The sequence below is a fragment of the Faecalicatena contorta genome (assembly GCF_001404335.1).
In the GTDB taxonomy this organism is placed as follows: domain Bacteria; phylum Bacillota; class Clostridia; order Lachnospirales; family Lachnospiraceae; genus Faecalicatena; species Faecalicatena contortus_B.
On record NZ_CYZU01000073.1, the window covers coordinates 1 to 21,552 of the forward strand.

The 21,552-nt window shown below is 44.4% G+C and carries 21 protein-coding genes and 1 pseudogene; 2 read left to right on the forward strand and 20 right to left on the reverse strand.

Annotation, left to right across the window (positions count from 1 at the left end):
* Nucleotides 1-48: 48 nt before the first annotated feature.
* Genes ARB69_RS23080 through ARB69_RS23100 form a run of 5 tightly spaced genes read right to left on the reverse strand, consistent with a single transcriptional unit; the run spans nt 49 to nt 4,997 of the window.
* Nucleotides 49-396 carry an L-rhamnose mutarotase gene (locus tag ARB69_RS23080; RefSeq protein WP_050640086.1) on the reverse strand — a complete coding sequence of 116 codons (348 nt, stop codon included), beginning with the start codon at nt 394-396 and terminating at the stop codon, nt 49-51.
* 13 nt (nt 397-409) lie between these two features.
* Nucleotides 410-1,513 carry a uroporphyrinogen decarboxylase family protein gene (locus tag ARB69_RS23085; protein ID WP_070102528.1) on the reverse strand — a complete coding sequence of 368 codons (1,104 nt, stop codon included), beginning with the start codon at nt 1,511-1,513 and terminating at the stop codon, nt 410-412.
* Nucleotides 1,514-1,536: 23 nt separating this feature from the next.
* On the reverse strand, nt 1,537-2,490 hold the full coding sequence (locus ARB69_RS23090; protein ID WP_050640088.1) for an ABC transporter permease: 954 nt from the start codon (nt 2,488-2,490) through the stop codon (nt 1,537-1,539).
* A gap of 1 nt (nt 2,491) precedes the next feature.
* Entirely contained in the window at nt 2,492-3,985 is a 1,494-nt protein-coding gene (locus ARB69_RS23095) for a sugar ABC transporter ATP-binding protein (RefSeq protein ID WP_050640089.1), read from the reverse strand.
* Nucleotides 3,986-4,004: 19 nt separating this feature from the next.
* A complete protein-coding gene (locus ARB69_RS23100) occupies nt 4,005-4,997 on the reverse strand; it encodes a sugar ABC transporter substrate-binding protein (protein WP_050640090.1) in 993 nt (330 codons plus the stop codon).
* 225 nt (nt 4,998-5,222) lie between these two features.
* Between ARB69_RS23100 and ARB69_RS23105 the strand changes: the two genes are divergently transcribed.
* Complete coding sequence (locus tag ARB69_RS23105; RefSeq protein WP_055155137.1) at nt 5,223-6,092, forward strand: AraC family transcriptional regulator; 870 nt, start codon at nt 5,223-5,225, stop codon at nt 6,090-6,092.
* 78 nt (nt 6,093-6,170) lie between these two features.
* On the opposite strand, the gene ARB69_RS23110 is transcribed toward ARB69_RS23105, so the two are convergent.
* The 12 genes and pseudogenes from ARB69_RS23110 to ARB69_RS23160 form a co-directional block, all read right to left on the reverse strand.
* Nucleotides 6,171-6,941 (reverse strand): GH39 family glycosyl hydrolase, encoded by a 771-nt coding sequence (locus ARB69_RS23110; RefSeq protein ID WP_278314209.1) that lies wholly within the window; start codon nt 6,939-6,941, stop codon nt 6,171-6,173.
* A pseudogene (locus ARB69_RS28525) lies at nt 6,874-7,167 on the reverse strand (hypothetical protein); the annotation flags it as partial. The gene ARB69_RS23110 and the pseudogene ARB69_RS28525, both read right to left, overlap by 68 nt.
* Nucleotides 7,168-7,390: 223 nt before the next feature.
* The gene (locus tag ARB69_RS23115) at nt 7,391-7,729 is read right to left on the reverse strand and encodes a hypothetical protein (protein WP_050640093.1); all 339 of its coding nucleotides are present in this window, start codon (nt 7,727-7,729) and stop codon (nt 7,391-7,393) included.
* Nucleotides 7,730-7,788: 59 nt separating this feature from the next.
* Nucleotides 7,789-8,022, reverse strand: a complete 234-nt coding sequence (locus ARB69_RS23120; protein ID WP_055155139.1) for a hypothetical protein — start codon at nt 8,020-8,022, stop codon at nt 7,789-7,791.
* Between the two features lie 10 nt (nt 8,023-8,032).
* Nucleotides 8,033-8,578, reverse strand: a complete 546-nt coding sequence (locus ARB69_RS23125; RefSeq protein ID WP_055155140.1) for an alpha/beta hydrolase — start codon at nt 8,576-8,578, stop codon at nt 8,033-8,035.
* 6 nt (nt 8,579-8,584) lie between these two features.
* Complete coding sequence (locus tag ARB69_RS23130; protein WP_082202903.1) at nt 8,585-8,926, reverse strand: carbohydrate ABC transporter permease; 342 nt, start codon at nt 8,924-8,926, stop codon at nt 8,585-8,587.
* 383 nt (nt 8,927-9,309) lie between these two features.
* Nucleotides 9,310-10,164, reverse strand: a complete 855-nt coding sequence (locus tag ARB69_RS23135) for a C39 family peptidase (protein ID WP_055155141.1) — start codon at nt 10,162-10,164, stop codon at nt 9,310-9,312.
* Between the two features lie 310 nt (nt 10,165-10,474).
* Complete coding sequence (locus ARB69_RS23140) at nt 10,475-10,915, reverse strand: hypothetical protein (RefSeq protein ID WP_050640098.1); 441 nt, start codon at nt 10,913-10,915, stop codon at nt 10,475-10,477.
* Between the two features lie 139 nt (nt 10,916-11,054).
* A complete protein-coding gene (locus tag ARB69_RS23145; protein WP_055155142.1) occupies nt 11,055-12,200 on the reverse strand; it encodes a substrate-binding domain-containing protein in 1,146 nt (381 codons plus the stop codon).
* Nucleotides 12,201-12,363: 163 nt separating this feature from the next.
* Nucleotides 12,364-13,368, reverse strand: a complete 1,005-nt coding sequence (locus ARB69_RS23150) for an ABC transporter permease (protein WP_025656531.1) — start codon at nt 13,366-13,368, stop codon at nt 12,364-12,366.
* Between the two features lie 13 nt (nt 13,369-13,381).
* Entirely contained in the window at nt 13,382-14,878 is a 1,497-nt protein-coding gene (locus tag ARB69_RS23155; protein ID WP_025656530.1) for a sugar ABC transporter ATP-binding protein, read from the reverse strand.
* 53 nt (nt 14,879-14,931) lie between these two features.
* A complete protein-coding gene (locus tag ARB69_RS23160) occupies nt 14,932-15,906 on the reverse strand; it encodes an ABC transporter permease (RefSeq protein ID WP_055155143.1) in 975 nt (324 codons plus the stop codon).
* A 215-nt stretch (nt 15,907-16,121) separates the two neighbouring features.
* On the opposite strand from ARB69_RS23160, the gene ARB69_RS23165 reads away from it, so the two are divergent.
* Complete coding sequence (locus tag ARB69_RS23165; RefSeq protein WP_025656528.1) at nt 16,122-16,643, forward strand: hypothetical protein; 522 nt, start codon at nt 16,122-16,124, stop codon at nt 16,641-16,643.
* Nucleotides 16,644-16,902: 259 nt separating this feature from the next.
* On the opposite strand, the gene ARB69_RS23170 is transcribed toward ARB69_RS23165, so the two are convergent.
* Genes ARB69_RS23170 through ARB69_RS23180 form a run of 3 tightly spaced genes read right to left on the reverse strand, consistent with a single transcriptional unit; the run spans nt 16,903 to nt 21,295 of the window.
* Nucleotides 16,903-17,904, reverse strand: coding sequence for a substrate-binding domain-containing protein (locus tag ARB69_RS23170; RefSeq protein ID WP_083487191.1), 1,002 nt, complete (start codon nt 17,902-17,904; stop codon nt 16,903-16,905).
* A complete protein-coding gene (locus ARB69_RS23175) occupies nt 17,882-19,687 on the reverse strand; it encodes a cache domain-containing sensor histidine kinase (protein WP_055155145.1) in 1,806 nt (601 codons plus the stop codon). The genes ARB69_RS23170 and ARB69_RS23175 overlap by 23 nt, the downstream gene beginning before the upstream one ends.
* A gap of 3 nt (nt 19,688-19,690) precedes the next feature.
* On the reverse strand, nt 19,691-21,295 hold the full coding sequence (locus tag ARB69_RS23180; protein ID WP_050640839.1) for a response regulator: 1,605 nt from the start codon (nt 21,293-21,295) through the stop codon (nt 19,691-19,693).
* Nucleotides 21,296-21,552 lie beyond the last annotated feature (257 nt).

Below are 21,552 nucleotides of genomic sequence, written 5' to 3' on the forward strand. Positions count from 1 at the left end.
GTTTTTGAAAGGACATGGATGTTCTCCGGGAGGTTTTCGGCTATCCCTTTATGGAGCGTCCCCATCCGCGCCGAGGCTAAAGCTCGTCGCTAAATCCCGATTTAATTCGAAGATCTTCCCAGGCATTACCCCCTCCCCCGCAAACCAAGCCCCTACCGTCAGATCCCACTTTTTACACACTTCCGTGGCCCTCAGTCTCTCATTTGCCGCCTCATAATCTCCGTCCTCACATTCAAAGTAGATAATCGACTGATCCTCAAAGTACCAGATCAGTTCATTAATGAATCCTGCATCCCTGATTGCTTTCAGCATTTCAGGCCATGGATTTTGGTGGATTGCAATATATGCATTTCGCATTTCAGGTTTCACCTTTATCACCATCAGAAGTCGTTCCATACTCCGTTCCTCCTTATTCATATCTACCATATTGTTTTGCTTTTTCTATAAAGAACTTCACTCGCTCAGGCGTAACATCGACCTGTATAATATGGGCCGGCGAGATGACATATCCTCCGTTTCTTCCCAGCACCTCACACTTTTCTTTGATATCTGCCTCAACCTCTTCATCTGTACCATTAGGCAATAGATACTGCTGGTCGATTGCCCCCCAGAAGCAGAGCAGATCTTCAAATTCATCTTTCAGCTCTTTCGGGGAATGTCCCGGTACTCCGGGCTGTACCGGATTAAATACATCAAATCCAATATCCTTGATATCATGCAGAAGCAGTTTTACGGCACCGTCACAGTGAAGGATGCAGAGGATATCTTCTCTCTCTTTTTTCAAATCTTTTATCATCTGAACATAATACGGTTTCAGCATGTTTCTGAACATATCAGGAGAAAACAGAAGGCTGGTCTGGGAACCAAAGTCATCTCCCACCCAGATGGCATCGACTCCACGGCGTATCAGTTCTTTTCCTATCTCGGTCTGGAACTCTGCGCATTTTTCAAACAGGTATTCCACATATTCCTCTTCCATGGCCATATCCACAAGAAGCTTCTCCATACCGACCAACTGCTGTGCCAGGGACAGAATTGTGACCTCAATATCCCCGATCACCAAATACTCGTCTTTATATTTCTTCACATAGTATTCGGCGTCAATATATCTGCTTGGGTCGTGTGGGTCAGGCCACTCAAATGCGTCGATGTCCTCTCTTGTCTCGGCTTCCGCAAGGGGGAATTCTACCGTTTCTACGTAAAGAGGGCCCTGCTTCAGCTTTTGATGGTATTCATTGTACCAGGTTCCGTCTGCTTCAATTACTTTTTGGAACTCTGCGGCCTCACTCGCTCCGACAATCACCAGGTCGCTTCCCATGGCCAGCCGTACTTCATTGCCGCTGATCCGATAGGTCACGTCTTCAAATATGTTATCCGTATACCTGGACTCCACTCCCAGCTCCTGTGCAAAGTGATCCTGAAGGCTCCTGCATAAATCAAATTGTATCGGAATCCTGTCCGGCATTCCTTCCTTCAGCTTCCATGCGCGCATTACTCTTTCTCTTGAATTCATATCGTTTTCCTCGCCTTCTTCTATTAGTCTTTCTTCCGTTCTTTCATCATGTCAAAAATCACTGCCATAATCAGTACAACACCTCTGATTACCTCCTGGTAGAAGGATGGCACGGAGAGCAGGTTCAGGCCATTTGATAATGTAGCCAGTATCAATACCCCCATCACGGTTCCGATCAGTTTGCCTTTTCCTCCCGACAAGCTGGTCCCGCCCAGTATGACGGCTGATATGGTCTCCATGTTGATCTCTGCCGCCGCGCTGGGAATTCCTGCGCCCGACTGTGCGGACAGCATAATTCCTGATATGCCTGCACAGAATCCCATGATAATATAGATCCACAGGTAGGTAGGAACTACTTTAATTCCGGACAGATATGCCGATTTTTCATTCCCACCTATGGAATAGACCTGACGGCCGAACTTTGTATATTTCAGAATAAACCAAAACAGGATAAATACCACGATCATAATCAATACGGGCAGCGGCAGAATTCCCAATATATACTTTCTGCCAATTGCATTGTATGTAGTATTCTGGATCAGGATTGTCTTTCCTCCCGAAAATATCTGTGCCAGACCGCGTATAATTGTCATCGTGCCCAATGTCGTTATAAACGCATTCACATGTCCTTTTGTAATAATCATCCCGTTCGCCAGCCCGCAGACACCTCCTGCAAGAATCCCGGCTGCCACTGCAAGGAACGTATTGCCTCCCGACTGCATGATGAGGCCCGCTATGATTCCGACCAGCGCCATCACCGATCCCACGGATACGTCGATCCCGCCTGAGAGCAGAACCAGCGTCATCCCTCCTGCCATAACTCCCATCTGGGCCGTATAAAGCCCCACCTTCATGAAGTTGGACAGAGAAAAGAAATAGGGAGACAATATACTGAACACAATAAGCATAATTACCAGGACAATTAAGAGGGCTACCTCTGTCGTCAATTTCTTTTTCACTTTCGTCTGTTTCAACACCCTATTTCCCTCCTACTACTAATTCCATTAATTTTTCCTGTGTTACTTCCTGCCTGGACAGTTCCCCGCAGATTCTTCCTTCCGACATGGCAGCCACCCGGTCTGACATGGACAGCAATTCCGACATATCCGAAGAGATCATGATGATTGCCGTTCCTGCCCTGCACAGCTCGTCAATGATTTTATAAATTTCGGATTTGGCTCCCACATCTACGCCCCTTGTGGGGTCATTCAGAATCAGAAGCCGGGGCTTCATTTCCATCCAACGCCCCATGACCACCTTCTGCTGGTTGCCTCCGCTTAAGTTTTCTATGACGGTCTCCCCTGTAGGTGTCTTGATCCCGAACTTTTCAATCCATTTCTTCGTAATCCGGCTTTCTTCTGACCGGCTGATGATTCCTTTTTTCGTAATCTTGTCCAGTGATGCCATTGTCGTATTCTCCCGAACCGTCTGTATCAGAATCAGAGAGTCGCTCTTTCTTTCCGCCGGCACATAGGCGATTCCACGTGCAATTGCCTCTCTGGGATGATCCACTTTAATTTGGTTTCCTTCCATAAACAGGCTCCCTGATGTAATATGGTGCAGACCGAAAAATGTTTCCGCCATCTCTTCTCTTCCCGCGCCCATCAGTCCATAGATTCCAAGGATTTCTCCTGATTTCACATGCAGGGTAATATCTGTGACTGCTTTTGTTGTAATTCCCTTCGCCTCAAAGACAATTTCTCCCGGTTTGGCCGCTTCCTTTACAAACATATCCTTCATTTCCCGGCCTACCATCATCCGGATCAGCTGCTCTCTTGAAACACTTTTCATATCCTCTGTGCCTATATACTGGCCGTCTCTCATAATGGTGATCCTGTCCGCCACCAGATACAGTTCTTCCAGCCTGTGGGATATAAAGATTACGCCGATCCCTTTTGCCGCAATCTCCCTGACCAGCTTCACAAGGCTGGTTACTTCCTTTTCATTCAGAGAAGAAGTAGGTTCGTCCATGATCAGAATTTTCATTTCCGTGCTGAGCGCCTTTGCCACCTCGATCAACTGCTTTTCCATAACCGACAGTTCCCCGATGGGACGGGTCACGTCAATATGCAGCCCCACTTTTTCCAGTAGTTTCCCGGCCTCTGCATTTGTTTTCTTCCAGTCCACGAAATGGAACTTATTATAGAAAAGATTACCCTGGAAAATGTTTTCTGCCACGGAAAGGTCCGGAATATAGTTTAATTCCTGATAAATAATCCGGATTCCCAGGTTGTACGCATCCGAAGGGTTGTCTATCGTGCACCTCTGCCCCTCAATGAAGATCTCTCCTTCGTCTTTTTGGTAGGCGCCGGACAATATCTTCAGGAGAGTGGACTTCCCTGCTCCGTTTTCACCGAGCAGGGCCAGTACCTCACCTTTTTTCACTTCCAGATCCACGTTATCCAATGCTTTCACGCCGGGGAATACCTTTATAATGCCTTTCATCTCTAATAAGGTCTGCTCCTTGTCCATATTCCCACCTCCCCGGGCCTTAGTAATACTCGTCAATGTTGGATTTATCAATAAATACATGGTCCGGAAAGCTCTCTTCCGGAATCTCTTTGCCATGAAGCAGATCATCCATCAGAGGTACAAGATATTCGCCGTAACGTTCCGGGAAATATGCAACACTTCCAATCCAGCAGTTCTCTTCTTTGTTTTTCAGGTTTTCAATCGCCGGAGCGTCACACCCATGGCTTCCTATGTATACATCGGATTCTCGTCCCGCTGCTTCTACCGCATTATATGCACCAAGTGCACTCTGGTCATTCAGGCATCCGATCAGGATATGTTTCTTATCCGGGTTGGCTGTCAGCACATCCGCTATGACCTTCTGGGATGTCTCAATCTCGCTCTTTCCATCCAGTTCAAGGACTTCAATATCCTCATCTTTTAATGTTTCCTTGATACCTATGGCAATTCCCTGCATCCTAAGATCTACCACCTCCCCGGAACCCGGGGCGCCGCAGAGGACGATCAGATCTGCCTTGCCTTCCCATGTATCCGCCGCTTTTTCTCCCAGTGCATTTCCGACGATCAGCCCTGCTTCCTTATTGTTTGCTCCGAAAAACGGGATACCGGGGTGCGGGCAGTCAACGGTAATCATCGGAAGTTCTGCCTCTGTCGCCATATCGGCAATTGTCTGTGCAACCCCTGCATCTACCTGGAAATTGACAAAGCCATCGCACTCCTGGGTCAGTACTGTATCCATATTTTGAATTGCCGTGGCTCCGTCATAATTGTTATTCAGAACAACCAGCTCCCAGCCCATGGCCTCGGCTTCCTTCACAAAGCTCTCTTTTGATGAAATTCCAAAATCATTATCCTCACACAGGCTGGCAAACGCCACCTTAAACTTCTCTTTTTCTCCGGCAGGCTCCTTACCCTTATCTTCTGTCCCTGCATCCTTTGCTCCACAGGCTGCCAGACCGGCGATCATCGCTGCACTGCATATAACCGACATCCACTTTTTCATGTTCTTCATTTGATTTCCTCCTGTTTTTTTGGAAAACTGTTTACAATCGATTGTCCGTTTTCTAGTTTATATCCAGATGTTATCACACATTTCACCTCAAATCATCGCTGTTTTTTGACTTCACGGCTTCATTTTTTGACTTATTGTATAGTTCTGCTTTCTTTTTGCTTGTTTTTCGTATCATTTTGCACATAATTGTGCTAGACTCAAAAAAAGAGAACAGGAGGATCTACTATGAATGTTAAAGAAGCAAACAGAGAATATAATCTGGATATTGGCGAAGATTCTTACAGCACAATCTTCTATTTTTCTGAGAAAACAGAGAGTATGCCTTTCTTCTCTTACTGCTCCGGACACTTTTTCTGCAACCGGAATTATTATACTGTGAACCGTGTTTTAGAAGGTTATCTTATTATCTACACAATCAGGGGTTGTGGAATTTTGGATATCAATAATAAAACTTATACCCTGGATACCAATTCTGTTGTCCTCATCGACTGTAATATCCCCCACTCTTACCGGACAAAAGAGGATACGTGGGAGCTTTATTATCTGCGTTTTGCAGGCAGGGCGGCAGAAACCTACTATACCATGATATCCGCACCGGAATTCCGCGTACTGCATTTTAAAAGCACAGACAATATCCGTACGTGTATCGAACACAACATTAATATTTCCTTTATCGCCGGTATCCGTTCCAGTTTTATTCAAAACAAGATTATTACGGATCTACTGACTGACATTTTGTTAAATTGCAATGCTTCGGAAAAAAGGATAGATGAATCCACGAAAGAAACCCTGAAAGCAGTAGACAATTATATTACTATAAATTACCAGAATGCGATCTCTCTTGATGATATCGCGGAACATGTGCATTTAAATGTGAACTACCTTTCCAGGCTTTATAAGACAAATACCGGAACAACAATCCATGAGACACTGCTGACGTTCCGGATTAACAAAGCAAAAGACCTGCTGATCAACACCGATATGAAAATTGCGGATATTGCAGAGCAGGTTGGCTTTCAGTCTGCCAATACCTTTATACGGTGCTTCAAAAAACAAGTGCAGATGAATCCGCTCGCTTACAGGCAGTGCATGTGAGCCGAGCCCTAAAACGCAGTATTGCTGCTTTTGCTGTACCCTCTTTACATATGGAAATACGCTCTGCAATTTCCTATATCATGAAAAAATAGCGTTTTCGTTCCACTCCGAATAATAGACCGGACGTCCGTTAGCCTGTTCTCTCACAATTGCAGCATTTTGACGGAACCCTGTATTAGGTATTTCCATAATTTCAGATTTGTCCGGCATAAGACAGCGAATTCCATCAATCAGATTACCGCCTTCAAGCCCGTCAAATAAGTTGGTATTCCCATTTAAGCCGATTGCAACAGCCTCCGCATATTCTTCCGCTTCTAAGTCTGAGGAGGCGTTCACACCGCCGATCGGATCTCCTGCATATTGATGGCTGGAGATAAAGTCAACAGGCACTTGTTGCTCTTCACAGTATCTTATAAAACATCCTACCCACTTACTGCCTGATGCCGCCGGTCCCCCTACCTGGATTCTGCTGTCTACAGCCTTGACTGCCTTTGCCGTAATTTCATATAATCGGTGATACTGCTCTTTAGCCCCTGCCCAAAACACAAAAACATCCGGCTCGTTCCATATCTCAAAGGGCCAGCTTTCCACATCTTTTTCGCCATAGCGGTTCAGAAGGTACTTTACAAACAATAAAATAAAGTCTGTCCATTCTTTTTCATCTTTTGGCGGTGCAATACAGCCGCCATAATAAAACCCGCATTTGGCATCTGATGAAGCCAGATGCTTTGGCATAAATGATAATTCAACATATGGTTTCATGCCACAGGCAAGAATATTATCATACACCATACCTATCTTCCGAAAAGAGATTTGTTTCAGATTCTCGGCCCCCGGAATGACTGTCAAAAAAATTCAGTGCCAGCGGGCACTGGAAAAAAAGCCTTGGGTATGCTTTATAAATATAGCTTCTCCTCATATTCATATTAATAACAATGCTGTTAGACTCTGCACTAACTGCATAGGCATCCCCCGGTGCATGAAAGAAAAAATCACCGGGCTTTAATTGAAACTTTTTATCTAACAGCCAAAATTCCGCACTCCCCTGAAATACATAAACACACTCAAAGCAAGAACCTTCATGAAGCGATTGACATGAAAATTAAACTGCTTCACTATATTTATATCCAAATCGGTCTCCGTACATATCATACTGATCTTCCTCAGATACTTCTGGATCGCACTCCTCACAGAATGTAACCGCCCGTATGCTGGCCTCACCAGTTTTCACCCCGGGAATATATGCAAAATGAACCGCACATCTGGGACATCTGCCTGTCTTTTCATCTGGCTGACAGCTATAATAACAGTGATCTATCTATATAAATACTTGGAAAACACTCGATGCATCCAGCGTGCACTGATATCTTCACATTTCCAGGCCCGCAGGTAATCATCTTGCCAAATGGATCTTTCTTTTCTCCTACCAAAATAAAACCAATCGCCTTTGAATATACGGTGAATGCCGTCTCTCTCTTAAGCGAATATGTACGTCGAAATACCACTCTGTTCCTAAATCCTTCGCTCTTCCAGAATGCCGGCCATCCTAGTCCTCTTTCCACACGGCTAAAATTCTGTTTCATTGCATGATAGAGCTCAAAATCAGCTGGATACCAGATCCAATATGTTGTTTTCATTTTTCCTCCTTGCACACTCTTTTCTGGCGTAAATATTATCAATCATTTAATACTTTTTTTTAAAAAGCAATCATTTTATTTGCATTATCCCTAGAATATACAGTATCAATGCATTCAAATCCATGAGAAATTTCCGGATTGTTTCCAGAATAAATGTTCAACATTGCCATAACACCAACAGTATTTAATTTACTATAAAATCTTCTAGCCTGTTCCGAAAATGAATTTACACCGGCATCTGATATATAAGCTGGAGGGAAGAGTTCGGAAACATTGTCTGTAACAGCTGCCATTTTATAGAAGTCATTTTTTGTTTGTTCCGATCCACAAATTGCCTGCCAGCACTTTCGTAATGAGAAAACTATCCTCATTAAGGTTATCGCCTTTTTCATACTCCTGTTCTTTATTTGTAAGACCAGTAAACGCTGCCAGATAAGCTCCGGCGGATTCTCCCATGATTACAATATGATCTGTATTAATATTATACATACCTGCATGGGCTCTTAAATACCGGATTGCACTTTTCACTTCAGTTTCGCGTTCAGGAAAACGAGTTTCGTCTTTTACACTGTAGCTGATGCATGCAACTGCAAAACCTCTCTTAGCAAAATATACTAATTCCGGCACCCACACATTATGGTCAACACCTGCAAATCCCCCGCCGCATATCCATACTAATAAAGGATATGTGGCGCTACAGTCATAATTAAAATAATTTCTTGGACGAATTAGCGATAATTTCAAAGGTCGCACTGTCGCATTACACCAGTCTAACTTTTGTTCATATACTATATCTGATGCCAAAGTTAGGATATCGTCCTTAATTTCTACTTCTAAGATTTTCTTCATATAATTTTATCCCTTAATTGCTCCGGCTGTCATACCTGCAACAATCTTCTTCTGAGCCAAAATAAAGAAGATAACAATAGGTAGCATTGATATGACAGCTGCTGCAAATGCCATATTATAATTTGATGCATGCTCACCAAAGAATACATACTGTTGCAGCGGAATTGTCTTAACTACATTTTTTTGTAAAATCAGGAGTGATATATTGAATTCATTCCATGTCCATAGTGCATCTAAAATCGCTACAGTTGCCAGTATTGGCTTAAGAAGGGGAACCACAATCTTCCCTAAAAGCTTAAATCTTCCACATCCTTCAAGCAGCACGGCCTCTTCAAGTTCAATTGGTATCGTGTTAGCACAATTATGAACCCGTTTCGCAACATAACATTTCTGTGGCCTGTCTACTTGACCGGCGACATATCATTTATACCCGATGCCTTGTGCTCCTGTTGTTTGACAATTTCTTCTCTGAGCGGAACAAAGTGGGCAAGCCCACCTCAACTCCCTATCCCCTCATTCATGAGGGGCTTGCACACTTTGGCGCCGCCGCGATGCCGCCTTGCGGCTATATACCTTATGGCGGCGTGTGCATCCCCCGGAGGGTTTTTATGATATAGAAAATTCCAGAGAAATTTCCTATATCATAAAAAAGAAAGTGTAATCCTGCCTTGATTTACACTTTCATTAATTCTAATCTTATATTACAACTGAAAACCTATATTCTGCCAAAATTAATTTACCGAATAGACCCACATTGCTTTAATCTGATCTGCAATCTCTCCAAACACCCATTCTTTTTCCGTTCTGGTTATACTGAAAGGATCATTTATACTGACATATCCGTCATGATAACCTGTCATGACTATAAAATGGCCGTTCTGGGTGAAGTCCCCCGGCCCCATACTGCAGATAATCGGATGTCCTGCTTCAAGTTCCGCTTTCAGCTGCTCTTCATCCAGCATTCCGCCATAACAGTTTACGTTCCAATCAGTACCCGCATTTTCCATAAATGTCCAATATGTATCATTCGCCTCGTCCACATAATTGTGTTCCATCGAATATTGAGCCAGCTTCACAGGTGTAACAGAGGAATCCTGCGTAAGCCCTGCCACAACCATCGCCATACAGGTCGGACCGCATCCGCTGACTGCGAGAATGCTTGTGCCGTAAGAAGCATATCCCCAGCGTTCATCCCATTGAAGCAGATGCGGAATCTCTCCTGGCGTCAAATCTTTTTCTATATTATCCGCATATGCCTGATTTTTTTTCGTCCCGTAGTTATCTACAAATGTTAGTGTTTCTTCATTTTTATCCAATAACCCAATTACATCAGCAGGATACCCCTTCTCTTCAGCATCTTTTTTCACCTGTTCAAGGGTCCGCTTTTTCGTAATAGTTTTCGTAGTATTCTTAACTTCTTTACTTTCTTTTGCCTGGACAGTATTATTAACAATTTCCTTAGTCTCTGGTTTAAGAGCTGCTGATACTATAAATACGATCATAAGCAGCAGTGCCGCTAATATTTGCTTTTGCCTGCGAACCTGCTTCTTACGCCTCGCCTTTCTCTCCTGCTTCCAGTTTTCCATGTTATCTTTTCTCCAATTGTATGTCACTCTTTTTGATTTCAATTCTATGTTATTGGTTCTATCTTAACATAAAAGCCATCATAATTTAACATTTTCTTAAATATTTAACAATTTGTTAAAATTTTCTCTCTGCTATTCACAACTTCATCAGTGAAAAGCAGCAAAATAAAAGGAACACCGAATGCATCGGCGTTCCTTATTCTATCTACATTCCTCTGATGTCCGCACAACCTCTTTGATACATACCACACCTTTATGCCGAAAACTGACAGAGGCAGGCCTCCCGTCTCTGTCTGACGCATCGGGCCGCTTAGAAAATACCAAAAATCTTTTCCCGGAAAGACTGATATAATGAGTCATAATCCGTATACTGAATATTACTCTCTTTAAAACTCTTTCCCCATACCTTGCAGATCCCCTCTGCAATCAGGTTTGAGTCATCCCCTTCCAGCCCCAGAACTGACGGAAAAACGTAGTAGATCATAAAGAAATTCAAATCTACCTGCGTACGGGAGTCAATCTTTCCCTTCTTATTAGAAAAGTGATCATTCACTGCCTTCACCAGGCATTCCCCAATTTCCCTGGCGGCAGCTTCTTTGTCCTCTGCCTGAGCGACATACTCTGCCATTTCCTGAAAATAATGTCCGTTCCTTTCAAGAAATTCAGCCGTGTTCTTTTCATAGGACTTCTTTTTCAGATGTCCCAACATCTTTTCCTTATTATCAAAGACAGTTTCTATCCCCTGAAGCATATCTCTCCTCCTGCGCCTTTTCTTTCTGATCTCAATCTACTTTCATTTCCTTAAACGGGATGTCTTTTAGAAAGGAGGAACCGGGACACCCCCGGTTCCTCCTGAATCACTACAGTTTATTCGACTGTACCTCTATGAATTAGTCATAAAGGTTTGGAGCGATGTCTGCTTCTTCCATATTTGTGGAATCATACCAGTAACCATCTGTCTCGATATCTTCTACTGTTTCGCCTTCGCAGATCTTATACAGTGTTTCGATAGATAATTTACCCTGCATCAGAGGAGACTGTGTAACAGCGCCAAGTAATGTTCCGTCTTTAACTGCTGCTTTGATTGTAGAACCAGCATCGAATCCAGCTGCGATAATGTTTTTCTCAGGATCGCTTCCTAATACGCTCAGGTTCTGGTTTGCTGTCAGAACACCCTCTGCAGATACCTGGTTTGAACCGAACATAGCGATTGTGTCGTCTTTGTTCATGATGTTAGAAGCCTCTGTAGCACACAGTTCAACTGTTGTCTGAGCCGGTACTGCAACTTCGATGATGACATCTGCTGATTTCTCATCGCCATTGTTTTCTACTTTACCTACAAAGTAGTCATTTCCTACAACTGCAACTTTCTTTCCGTCTGCTTCAGCCAGTTCTTTGAATCTGTTGATAAATCCAAGACCACGCTCTGTGATGTTGGCAGATGTTGCATCCTGGTTAACTTCACCGACTCTGACTGGTTTTTTAGCATCTGCAATTTTGTCTTTTACTGCTTCATAAATCTTATCAGCTGCAATAGCGCCTGCTGCGCCGTTGTTTGTTACAACTGTAGCGTATACAGATCCTTCCGGAGCATCCGGCACACCTGAATCGAAGCAAACTACCGGGATCTTTTTATCAAGTGCTGTCTGCAGAGCGTCCAGAACTGAATTCTGGTCACAAGCTGCAAGAGCGATACCATCTGGGTTTTTATTGATTGCACTGGTCAGCATGTTTACCTGGTCAGCGATATCAGACTCCGCGTTTGGTCCTGTTGTATTCGTCTTAACACCCAGTTCTTCTTCTGCCTGTTTAATTCCCTGTACGGCTGCCTGCCAGTATGATGACTGGAAGCTCTTAACGATAACTTCGAAGCTGTAATCTCCGCCGCCTTTGTCGGAACCTTCGCTTGTATCCTCAGTCTTTGTGTCGGTGCCAGCTGCTTTGTCGCTTGCTTCCTCTTTCTTTCCACCGCAGCCTGCAAGCAGTCCTGCTACCATGCATCCACTAAGTAATACTGCTAAAACTTTCTTTTTCATATTTTTGTCCTCCTGACATAAAATGGTTTTTTATAGTAACAGCCCCTCTGCCGTCTCCAGTCCCCAACCGGAACCGGCACTGGCTGCTATCTATCATTAATAGGTTTACTACTGAAAATTTGATTACTGAAACTTTTTATTTCTGTTACCTCCGCTCCTTCGGTTATGCCTGGTCTTTTTTCCTCTTGAGCATATCTACAAGTACAGCCGCAATCAGAACAAGACCTGTAATAATCTGCTGCCAGTTTGCTGTCAGCCCGATGAACGGAAGACCTGTCTTCAAGAGACAGATAACAAATACACCAGCCAGCGTTCCTGTGATGCTTCCTGCACCGCCAGACATGGATACTCCGCCGATGATCGCTCCGCCGATAGCCTCCAACTCAAATCCGGCGCCTGTTCCCGGCTGAACCGTTGCAAAAATAGCGGAATAGGAAATCGCTGCAAGTCCTGCGAAGAATCCGGAAATCACATAGGTAAGTATATGATAGAATTTAACATTAACCCCTGATAATCTGGTTGCTTCTTTGTTGCTTCCGATTGCCAGCGTATAGCGTCCGATCTTTGTATGATTCAGGACAAAAGTCATGATGATTACGATGATGATAATCCACAGGAAACCAATCGGAATGTTCATATCGTTCACCTGTATCTTGAAGATGCTTCTGAACCATCCTCCCTCAGCAGCTGCTGCCGGCCAGGAGATTCCGACTCTTCCAACGATAATGGAACCAAGTCCCCTTGTAATCATACAGGTACAGAGCGTCGCCAGAAACGGCGGTAAATCCATTAATGCTACGAGGCATCCGTTCAGAACGCCGATTGCCATACCGAATACGATACTTGCAAGGATTCCTGCCCAAGTCGGCCAACCCTGGAATGTAATCAGGTATCCGCCAACCAGTGAGTAACAGATAAGTCCGGTACCAATGGAAAGGTCAACACCTGCCGTCATCAGCGGGAACGCAACCCCTATTGCCATCAAAGTGATATAATATGAATAATCCAGTATACTAAGAAAAGTGGTATACTTTCTAAAATTCGGGCTGAGTGCGCAGAAGAAGATGAATAAAGCAATTACAACCAGAAGAACAATGAATTTCTGCCCTCCCAATCTGTCAATTACCGACCTGTTTCTGCCAGCCGTTTTTGTTGTATTATTAGCCATTTTATTATCCTCCCTACTCTATCTCTCGTGTAGCCAGATTCATGATGTTTTCCTGAGTTGCCTCGGAAATATCCAGCTCACCTGTCTTCCTGCCTTCACACATTACGACGATTCTGTCACTCATTCGTAATATTTCCGTCATCTCAGAAGAAATCATTATAATGGCTTTTCCATCTGCTGCCAGCTTATTCATCAGCTTATAAATCTCATTCTTGGCACCAACGTCGATCCCTCTGGTAGGCTCATCAAATATCAGGATATCACAGTTTCTTGTCAGCCATTTTGCAATAACGACTTTCTGCTGATTACCACCTGACAGGTTCACTACAAGCTGATCTACATCCGGTGTCTTGGTTGCCAATGACTCTACGTACTTTTCCGCAACCTCTTTCTCTTTCTTCTTATCTATAAAGATACCGCTCATGTAGTTTTCCAGTGTCGCCATTGTCGTATTCTCGGCAACAGTCTTCTGTACTACGATTCCGTATCTCTTTCTGTCCTCTGACAGATAACCGATACCATTTTTAACCGCATCCTGCGGAGTGTTGATTGTTACTTTCTTGCCGTTAATATAGATGTTGCCGCTGTCGATCGGGTCCGCACCGAACAGCGCACGCGCCGTCTCTGTACGTCCGGCTCCCATAAGCCCTGAGAATCCAAGGATTTCTCCCTTATGGAGTTCGAAGCTCACATCCTGTACCATCTTTCCGGCATTCAGATTTTCTACCTTCAGCACTACCGGTGCATCCTTCGGCACCATGCTCTGGGTCTTCGGATCTTCGTAAATAACACGGCCGACCATCATGTTGATGATATCGTCTTTTGTACTGTCCTTTGTGATCAGAGTTCCTACATAGGCACCATCTCTCATGACGGTAACTCTGTCCGTGATCACTTTGATCTCATCCATACGGTGAGAGATATACACAATACCCATGTTCTTTTCTCTCAGATCACGGATAATCTTGAACAGTTCCTGAATCTCAGTCTCTGTCAGCGCTGCGGATGGCTCATCGAATACGATCACCTTCGCATCATGGGAAATTGCCTTTGCAATCTCACACATCTGCTGCTTTCCTACGGTCAGCCTGCTCATGGTCTCTCTTGGATCAATATCTATATTCAGTCTTTGGAAAAGCTTTCTGGCCTCATCATTCATCCTCTTGTCATCGATGCGGATGCCCTTTTTGAACTCCCTCCCGATGAAGATGTTCTGTGCAACCGTCAGATGGCCCAGCATATTCAGTTCCTGATGCACAATAACAATCCCTGCATCCTGCGCCTCTTTTGTACTTGAAAATTCTACTTCTTTTCCTTCATATGTAATTGTACCGGAATCTTTTTTGTAGATACCTGTCAACACCTTCATCAGTGTAGACTTACCGGCACCGTTCTCTCCCATCAGCGCAAGGACTTCACCTTTTCTGACTTCCAGGTCTACGTGGTCCAGCGCATGAACACCTGGGAAAGATTTATCAATATCTTTCATCGTTAATATAACTTCGCCCATTCTTTTACCCTTGCCTTTCTATTTCTTCATTCTCAGATTTCCATGTATCATTATTAGTTCTTTCTGCGTCTTGCGACAACATCACTGAATACTGCGACAATAACAATAATACCTGTAATAATAAGCTGATAATCTTTTGAAAAGCCAAGAGCCAGAATACCTTCCTGCAGCAGAGCGATGATGAACACACCGATTACTGTTCCGCTGATAGAAGCAAGCCCGCCTGCCATGGAAGTTCCTCCCATTACGCATCCTGCAATTGCTTCGTTGTTGTACTGATCGCCATATCCAGGCTGAACTGTTGTGTAAGCAGATACATAGAAGAGTGCTCCGATTCCAACCAAAATTCCACAGATTACGTATGCTGTCATTTCCCATTTCTTAACGTTAACGCCGGAAAGCCTTACTGCTTCTTTATTGCTTCCCAGTGATAAGATATAACGTCCCATTTTGGTCTTATTCAGAATAATCGCACAGATAATTGCCACTATAAGGAAGATAATCAGTCCTGTCGGGATGCCCCCCATCTTAACCAGATATCTGTACCATCCGCCCTCTGCGGAAGACTGCGGCCAGCTTACAGACTGTGTCTTTGTAAATACAGATGCGAGGCCTTTTGCGATATTCATACTCGCCATGGATGTAATGAATGACGGTACGGACCAGTATGCTACCAAGTAACCGTTGAAGATACCGAAGAGAAGGCCGACCAGAATACTGATCACCATAACTAACGGCATCGGGACTCCATATGTAATGAGGCTGAATCCGGAAACGAGCGCACAGCAGAACATAACCGGCCCGATGGAGAAATCAATTCCCCCTGTTGCAATTACAAAAGTAACCCCCAATGATAAAAATCCAAGAAAATATGCATAGTTAAGGGCACTCAGAATACGGCTGATTCCTGCAAAATCTCCCTGCGTCATCGCGCAGAAGAATCCGTACAGAAGAATCAAAACAAAGCATAACACAACCCTGTTAAACCCCACCTTTTTTACAAAAGGATTTTGTTTAATCTTTTCCACTTTTCTTCCTCCTACTTCTTTAATCTTGCTGCTTTCAGAGATGCTGCATCAATTCTCTCATCCTGTTTCAAATGCTGTCTCGTACGTATCTGCATATCCCCGCTTCTCCCCGTCTTATATATCATTTCGTGAAAGCTACACTTGCAATTCCGGAAAAACATGATTATAATACGTTTATCTTGCCGCTCAGGATGAGCAACAAAAAGGAGGTTCACATGAAACACTTACGTACATTTTTTTCTGTATCACTGATTATCGTTCTTGCCATAACCGCTCTTACAGGATGTAAGAAACAGCCGCAGGCTGTCAAATCTCCATTTACGGAGATGACCTGGGAGAACTCTGTTGAAGATGTGATCGCCGAGGAAGGCGATGACTATACAACCTATGAATCCATATATAACGGAACCACTTATGAGTTCGCCAAGAACTATCTTGATCAGGACGGAACCGTAAAATACATGTTCGACGACAACGACAAACTAATGTGTGTTGCCTGGGCCTTCGGTACAGACGATGAAGAAACACTGAAGGACACCTATAATAAAATCCATCAGGATGTGGAAGATACCTACGGCGAAAGCGGTTATGACTCGGAGAATCCCACCAACTACGGCGATGTCTGGTATCTTGAAAACGGTAATATCCTTTTAATGGTTGTTACTACCGACACCCAGCAGGCTCTTCAGTATTCTTATCTCAATCCGGAAGTATCCACCAAAGAAACAGAAAACTGAGTCAACAAACATTTACAATCAAGATTTATTCATAGTATAGTATTTATGAACTTTTTATTAAATTGAAAATTTTACTGAAAAAGGTTAAAAAATTACAGTCTGTAAAATACCGACCGTAAATTTTTAACCTTTTCTTCTTTATTTTTATATCATTATTTTTCGGCTTCACTGAAGACCTGACCTCAGGACATGTGCCGCAAAACGTCCCCAGGTATCCATTATTGATCCACTGCATGATACTTTATACAGGCCGCAGATTTCACTGCTGGCCGGTAAATGGATAGAGCAGGCGCTGGTTTTCTTCCTCATACATATTTTCTTTAGTAATCATCTTACAGCCCGAATCCACATTTTTCTCGTACTTTTTACCATCCAGGATATGGACCGCCTGTTCAACGCCCAAATACCCCATATTAAACGGCTTTTGTATAATAATCCCCTGGAATACGCCTTCCTCCAGCAGCTGAATCTCCTCAATAGAGTTATCGAAGCCGACTACTTTAACTTTTCCTTTAAGTCCCAAATCTTTTACCGCTCTCGCTGCCCCTACTGCCGAGTATTCATTCGTGCCCATTATAACCGCCATCTTCGGATACTTTTCCAGCATATCCACAGTCAGCTTATACGCTCTGTCATAGGAAGAACCGCAAAACACGACGTCCATAATCTGATTTTCATATTCACCCAGGCCTTCTCTCATGCCGTTTTCCCGCTCTATAGCGGTCGATGAGCCCTTTACATGGGCCACTATCCCAATCTGTGATTGGTCTGTCACCATTCCCCGGGTAAACTCTCCCAGTTCCCGGCCTGCCAGATAATTATCCGTGGCAACAATTCCCTGTGCAATATCCCTGTCTATCACAGAATCAATCAGCACCAGTTTAATCCCATGATCCACAACCTTCTGAAGAGCCTCCGACATCTCGGAATAGCTGCAGGGAGAGACAAGTATTGCGTCCGGTTGTTTTTCAATCCCCTCCTGGATACATCTGATCTGCCCCTCTACATCGGTCTCTGACTTTCCCCCTACGATTTCTATGTCCGCCTTAAACTCTTCCGCCCCCAGCTCCGCTCCGGCGATCAGAGATGTCCAGAAGCCATTCTTCTCATCGATGGTTTTGGGAATTAAGATCACCTTATATACTTTCTGATCCTGGCTCTGCATACTCAGCAGGTTGAAAATAATCAGAAAAAGTGCAGTGAGGATACAACATAAAAACATTCCTGTTACAAGCGTTTTACCTGTGAGTTTCTTCATCATCTTCCTGCTCTTCCAGCGGCACCGTTACGGTTGCCACTGTTCCAACCCCCTTCCTGCTGATATAAGAAATCCCGTATTCCTGTCCATAGTAGAGCTTCAGCCTCTTCTGAACATTAGGGACTCCCACACCGTTTGATTTATGTTCTTTTTTTGTTTCATCAAAAATATGCTCCAGGGCAGCTTCCTCCATCCCTACTCCGTCATCCGCAATCGTGATATAGGCCTTCTTTCCCCGCACATATCCCCGTATGCTCAGATTTCCCTTTGTGTCTTTATACTTCAGCCCATGGTAGATCGCGTTCTCTACAATCGGCTGCAGGGCAAACTTAATAATCATGACATGATTGATCTCGGGAGAAACATCAATGGAATATTCCAGCTTATCTTTGTAGCGCATCTTCTGAATGGTCAGATAGCTGCGCACATACTCAATCTCCTCGGCAACCGTAACCTGCTCCTTGTCATTACTGATACTCTGTCTGAAAAGACGGGCAAGCGCTGAAGTCATCAGTACCACCTCGTCATTTCTTCCCGCTTCAGACATCCAGATGATAGAATCCAGCGTATTATAAAGAAAGTGCGGGTTGATCTGCGCCTGCAGCGCCTTCAGTTCGTTTTTCCGTTTCTGTTTCTGCTCGTACACATTCTGTTCCATCAGCGTATGGATGCGTTCTGTCATCACATTAAAGGATTTGCTCAGGCTTCCCACCTCATTTGATGCGGTGACCGGCACATTTGCCTTATCGAACCGCCCTTCTTCCACCATGCTCATGGAATCTCTGAGCTGGCGGATCGGCTTAGTAATCTCTCTGGATATAATGCTGGATATCGCAATAACCCCCAGCAGGAGAACTCCCGCCACCAGAAGGTACATCATCTGCGCCTGCTTGTTATTTTTTAACAGCTCCGAAGTGTAGGCTGCCCCTACAACGGTCCATCCTGTCATATCAGATTTGGATATTGTATAAAGCTTATCGCCCTCTTCCGACTGAAAATGGTCTTTTGTACTGGACATGATCTCATCGATATTTTCCGTCTTCAGACCGCCGTACATCAACTGCTGCTGGGGATGGTAAATAATATTTCCATTCTCATCCAGGATAAAGATGTAGCCGCTACCTCCGATATTATTGTTACTGCACAGTGAGCTGATGGCATTATAATTAAGGTCTATAAAAAACACCCCGCCGTTTTCACCTGTCTTGTAGTTTACGAGCGGCCTGCTCAGAGTAATCACCCATTTATAACTGCTCTTAATGGCATTCTGCACATGGGAAGAAGAGATTGCGATCAGATTCTTCGTCGACAATGCCGCCTGGTACCAGCTCTGCTCCCGGACGTCAATATATTCGGTAAACTGATCCTCTCCTTCATTTAAAATACTGCGCCCATTATCGGCTACCACCGCGATATTGTAAATATCATTCCGGCTGTTGCGAATGGTTTTAAACTGGCTTAGAATACGTTCCTTCTCTTCCTTCAATTCCTCTTCCGGCTGCTGCGTATTATACAGATAGTAGGAAACATCACTGTTTGCCGCAATGATCGATGATATATTCAGCATATAATCCATGTAAGAATCGATATCATAATTCACCTGTTTGATAATCTGGGAGGTATAATTGATCGAATTTTCATAGATCGTATTCTTTGTAAAGTTCAATGCAATGAAAAGGAAGATCAGCACTGCAATCACCATCAGCACAGAAAATGAAACCATAATCGTGCTCTGAATGCTCTTGAATCTGCCGAATATCGTCCTGGGTTCTTGTTCTTTCTTCATTTATTAACTCTCCCTGGCATACTCCTTCGGAGTTTTCCCTGTCATTTTCTTAAATGCGATGCTGAAATAATGGGGATCACTGAATCCCACTTTCTCCGCGATCTCATAATTTTTAAGGCTTGTCTGCCGGAGGAGCTGCTTTGCCCGCTCCATACGGACTCCGGTAAGCACTTCCGTGAAGGTCCTGCCTGTGGCCTCCTTGAAGATGCTGCTGAAACGGCTGGTACTGATGTTCAGATAGTCACAGATATGATTCAATCCCAGATCCTGATTGCTGTAATTTTCTCTGATATAGTCCATCGCCTGACCCGCCAGGCGTTCCGCGCTCGTCTGCCCGGCAGCGTTAACCGCATCCATCCCCCTGGCCGCATATTCCCGGATCAGCTTCATCGCCTTGTCCAGGTTCCTTGCATCTGTTATACCGGATATATCTGAATCCTTCAGCAAAAACTCCTCGTCTGTCTCCTGCACCGTCTGGCAGATAATCCTGAGTACCTGATGAAGATAAGCCACAGCCTTATTTCTGCTCACATAACCGGACCGCATCCAGTCCTCCACATGATCCAGGATCTCATAAAGTACCGTCTCCTCTTTCCCTTTCACGGCAGCGGCAATGTCTTTAAAATCCTGTTCCAGCTCCATGGGATTCCCCGACGGCAATGCCTCCTCACAGTCAAATATAACACCTGTTCCCTTCGTATAACGGAACTTGAGAATCGCTGTGGCAGAATCGTAGGACTTGTAAAGCTCCTCCAGAGAGGTAACATAGCTGCCGATCCCCATAGAAACACTCAGCTTCATTGCGTCATAAACGGTAGACTTAATCTCCCTGCAGATAGCATTCACCTGACCTGCATACTCTTTTGGCTTATTTGTCCGAAACAAAATACAGACCCTGTTGTCGGAATCCCGGTATGCCAGCCCTGCATTATGATTGTTCACAATCTCATTGCTGATGTTCTCCACAACGAAGGACATCAGTGCGCTTTCCTTCTTCAGGTCGTCGTCAGTCTCATACAAATCGGAATACACATCAATATCAACGGCCGCCACCCGGTAAGATCCCCCTTTGATCGTGATGCCGAACTCCTCCAGCTCACGCAGGCTTGTCTCCACGTCCTGCGTCCCCCTGACCAGACGCGACAGCGCCCTGGATATGATCAGTGCCTCATTCTTCGTATAGCTCTGATATACCTTCGTCAGCTCATCCAGCTTCTGCTCCTGCTGTCTCTCGCCGTCCAGCTTCTCCCTGATTCTGTTCAGCACCTCGGACAATTCCTTGGCAGTAACCGGCTTCAGAATATATTCGGCCACTTTATACTGAATCGCCTGCTTTGCATATTCAAAATCGCTGTATCCACTGAAAATAATGGTCGTAGTCTGAGGCAGGTTCTCATGGATATACTTACTCAGCCCCATGCCGTCTATGTATGGCATGCAGATATCCGTAAGCACAACGTCGACCGGCGTCTCCTTTAGAAATTCGATCGCATCCTTGCCGTTTTCGCAGTCGCCGACCAGCTCAAACCCCAGCTGTCCCCATTCGATCTTTGCGCCAATCGCCTCGCGCACCAGGATTTCATCATCTACCAGTAAAACTTTATACACTGTTTTATCCTCCCGTATGAGCATATTTTTCCTCCGCATACTTAGAATTAGTATACAACAAGTTTCTCTCCAGGGGAAGAGGGGCGGCACTGGAAAATTGCAGTATCTGATAATAAAGGTACAGTTCATGCCTGCCTGAACTGTTACAAATAAAGTTTGTGCTCCCCTCCCGGTCGGATGCAGCCCAGCCTGCCGTGAGACTGACGGGGGAGGGAGCGCAGGACACATCCGAAATGCCCGGATGTGTCCTGCGTTCC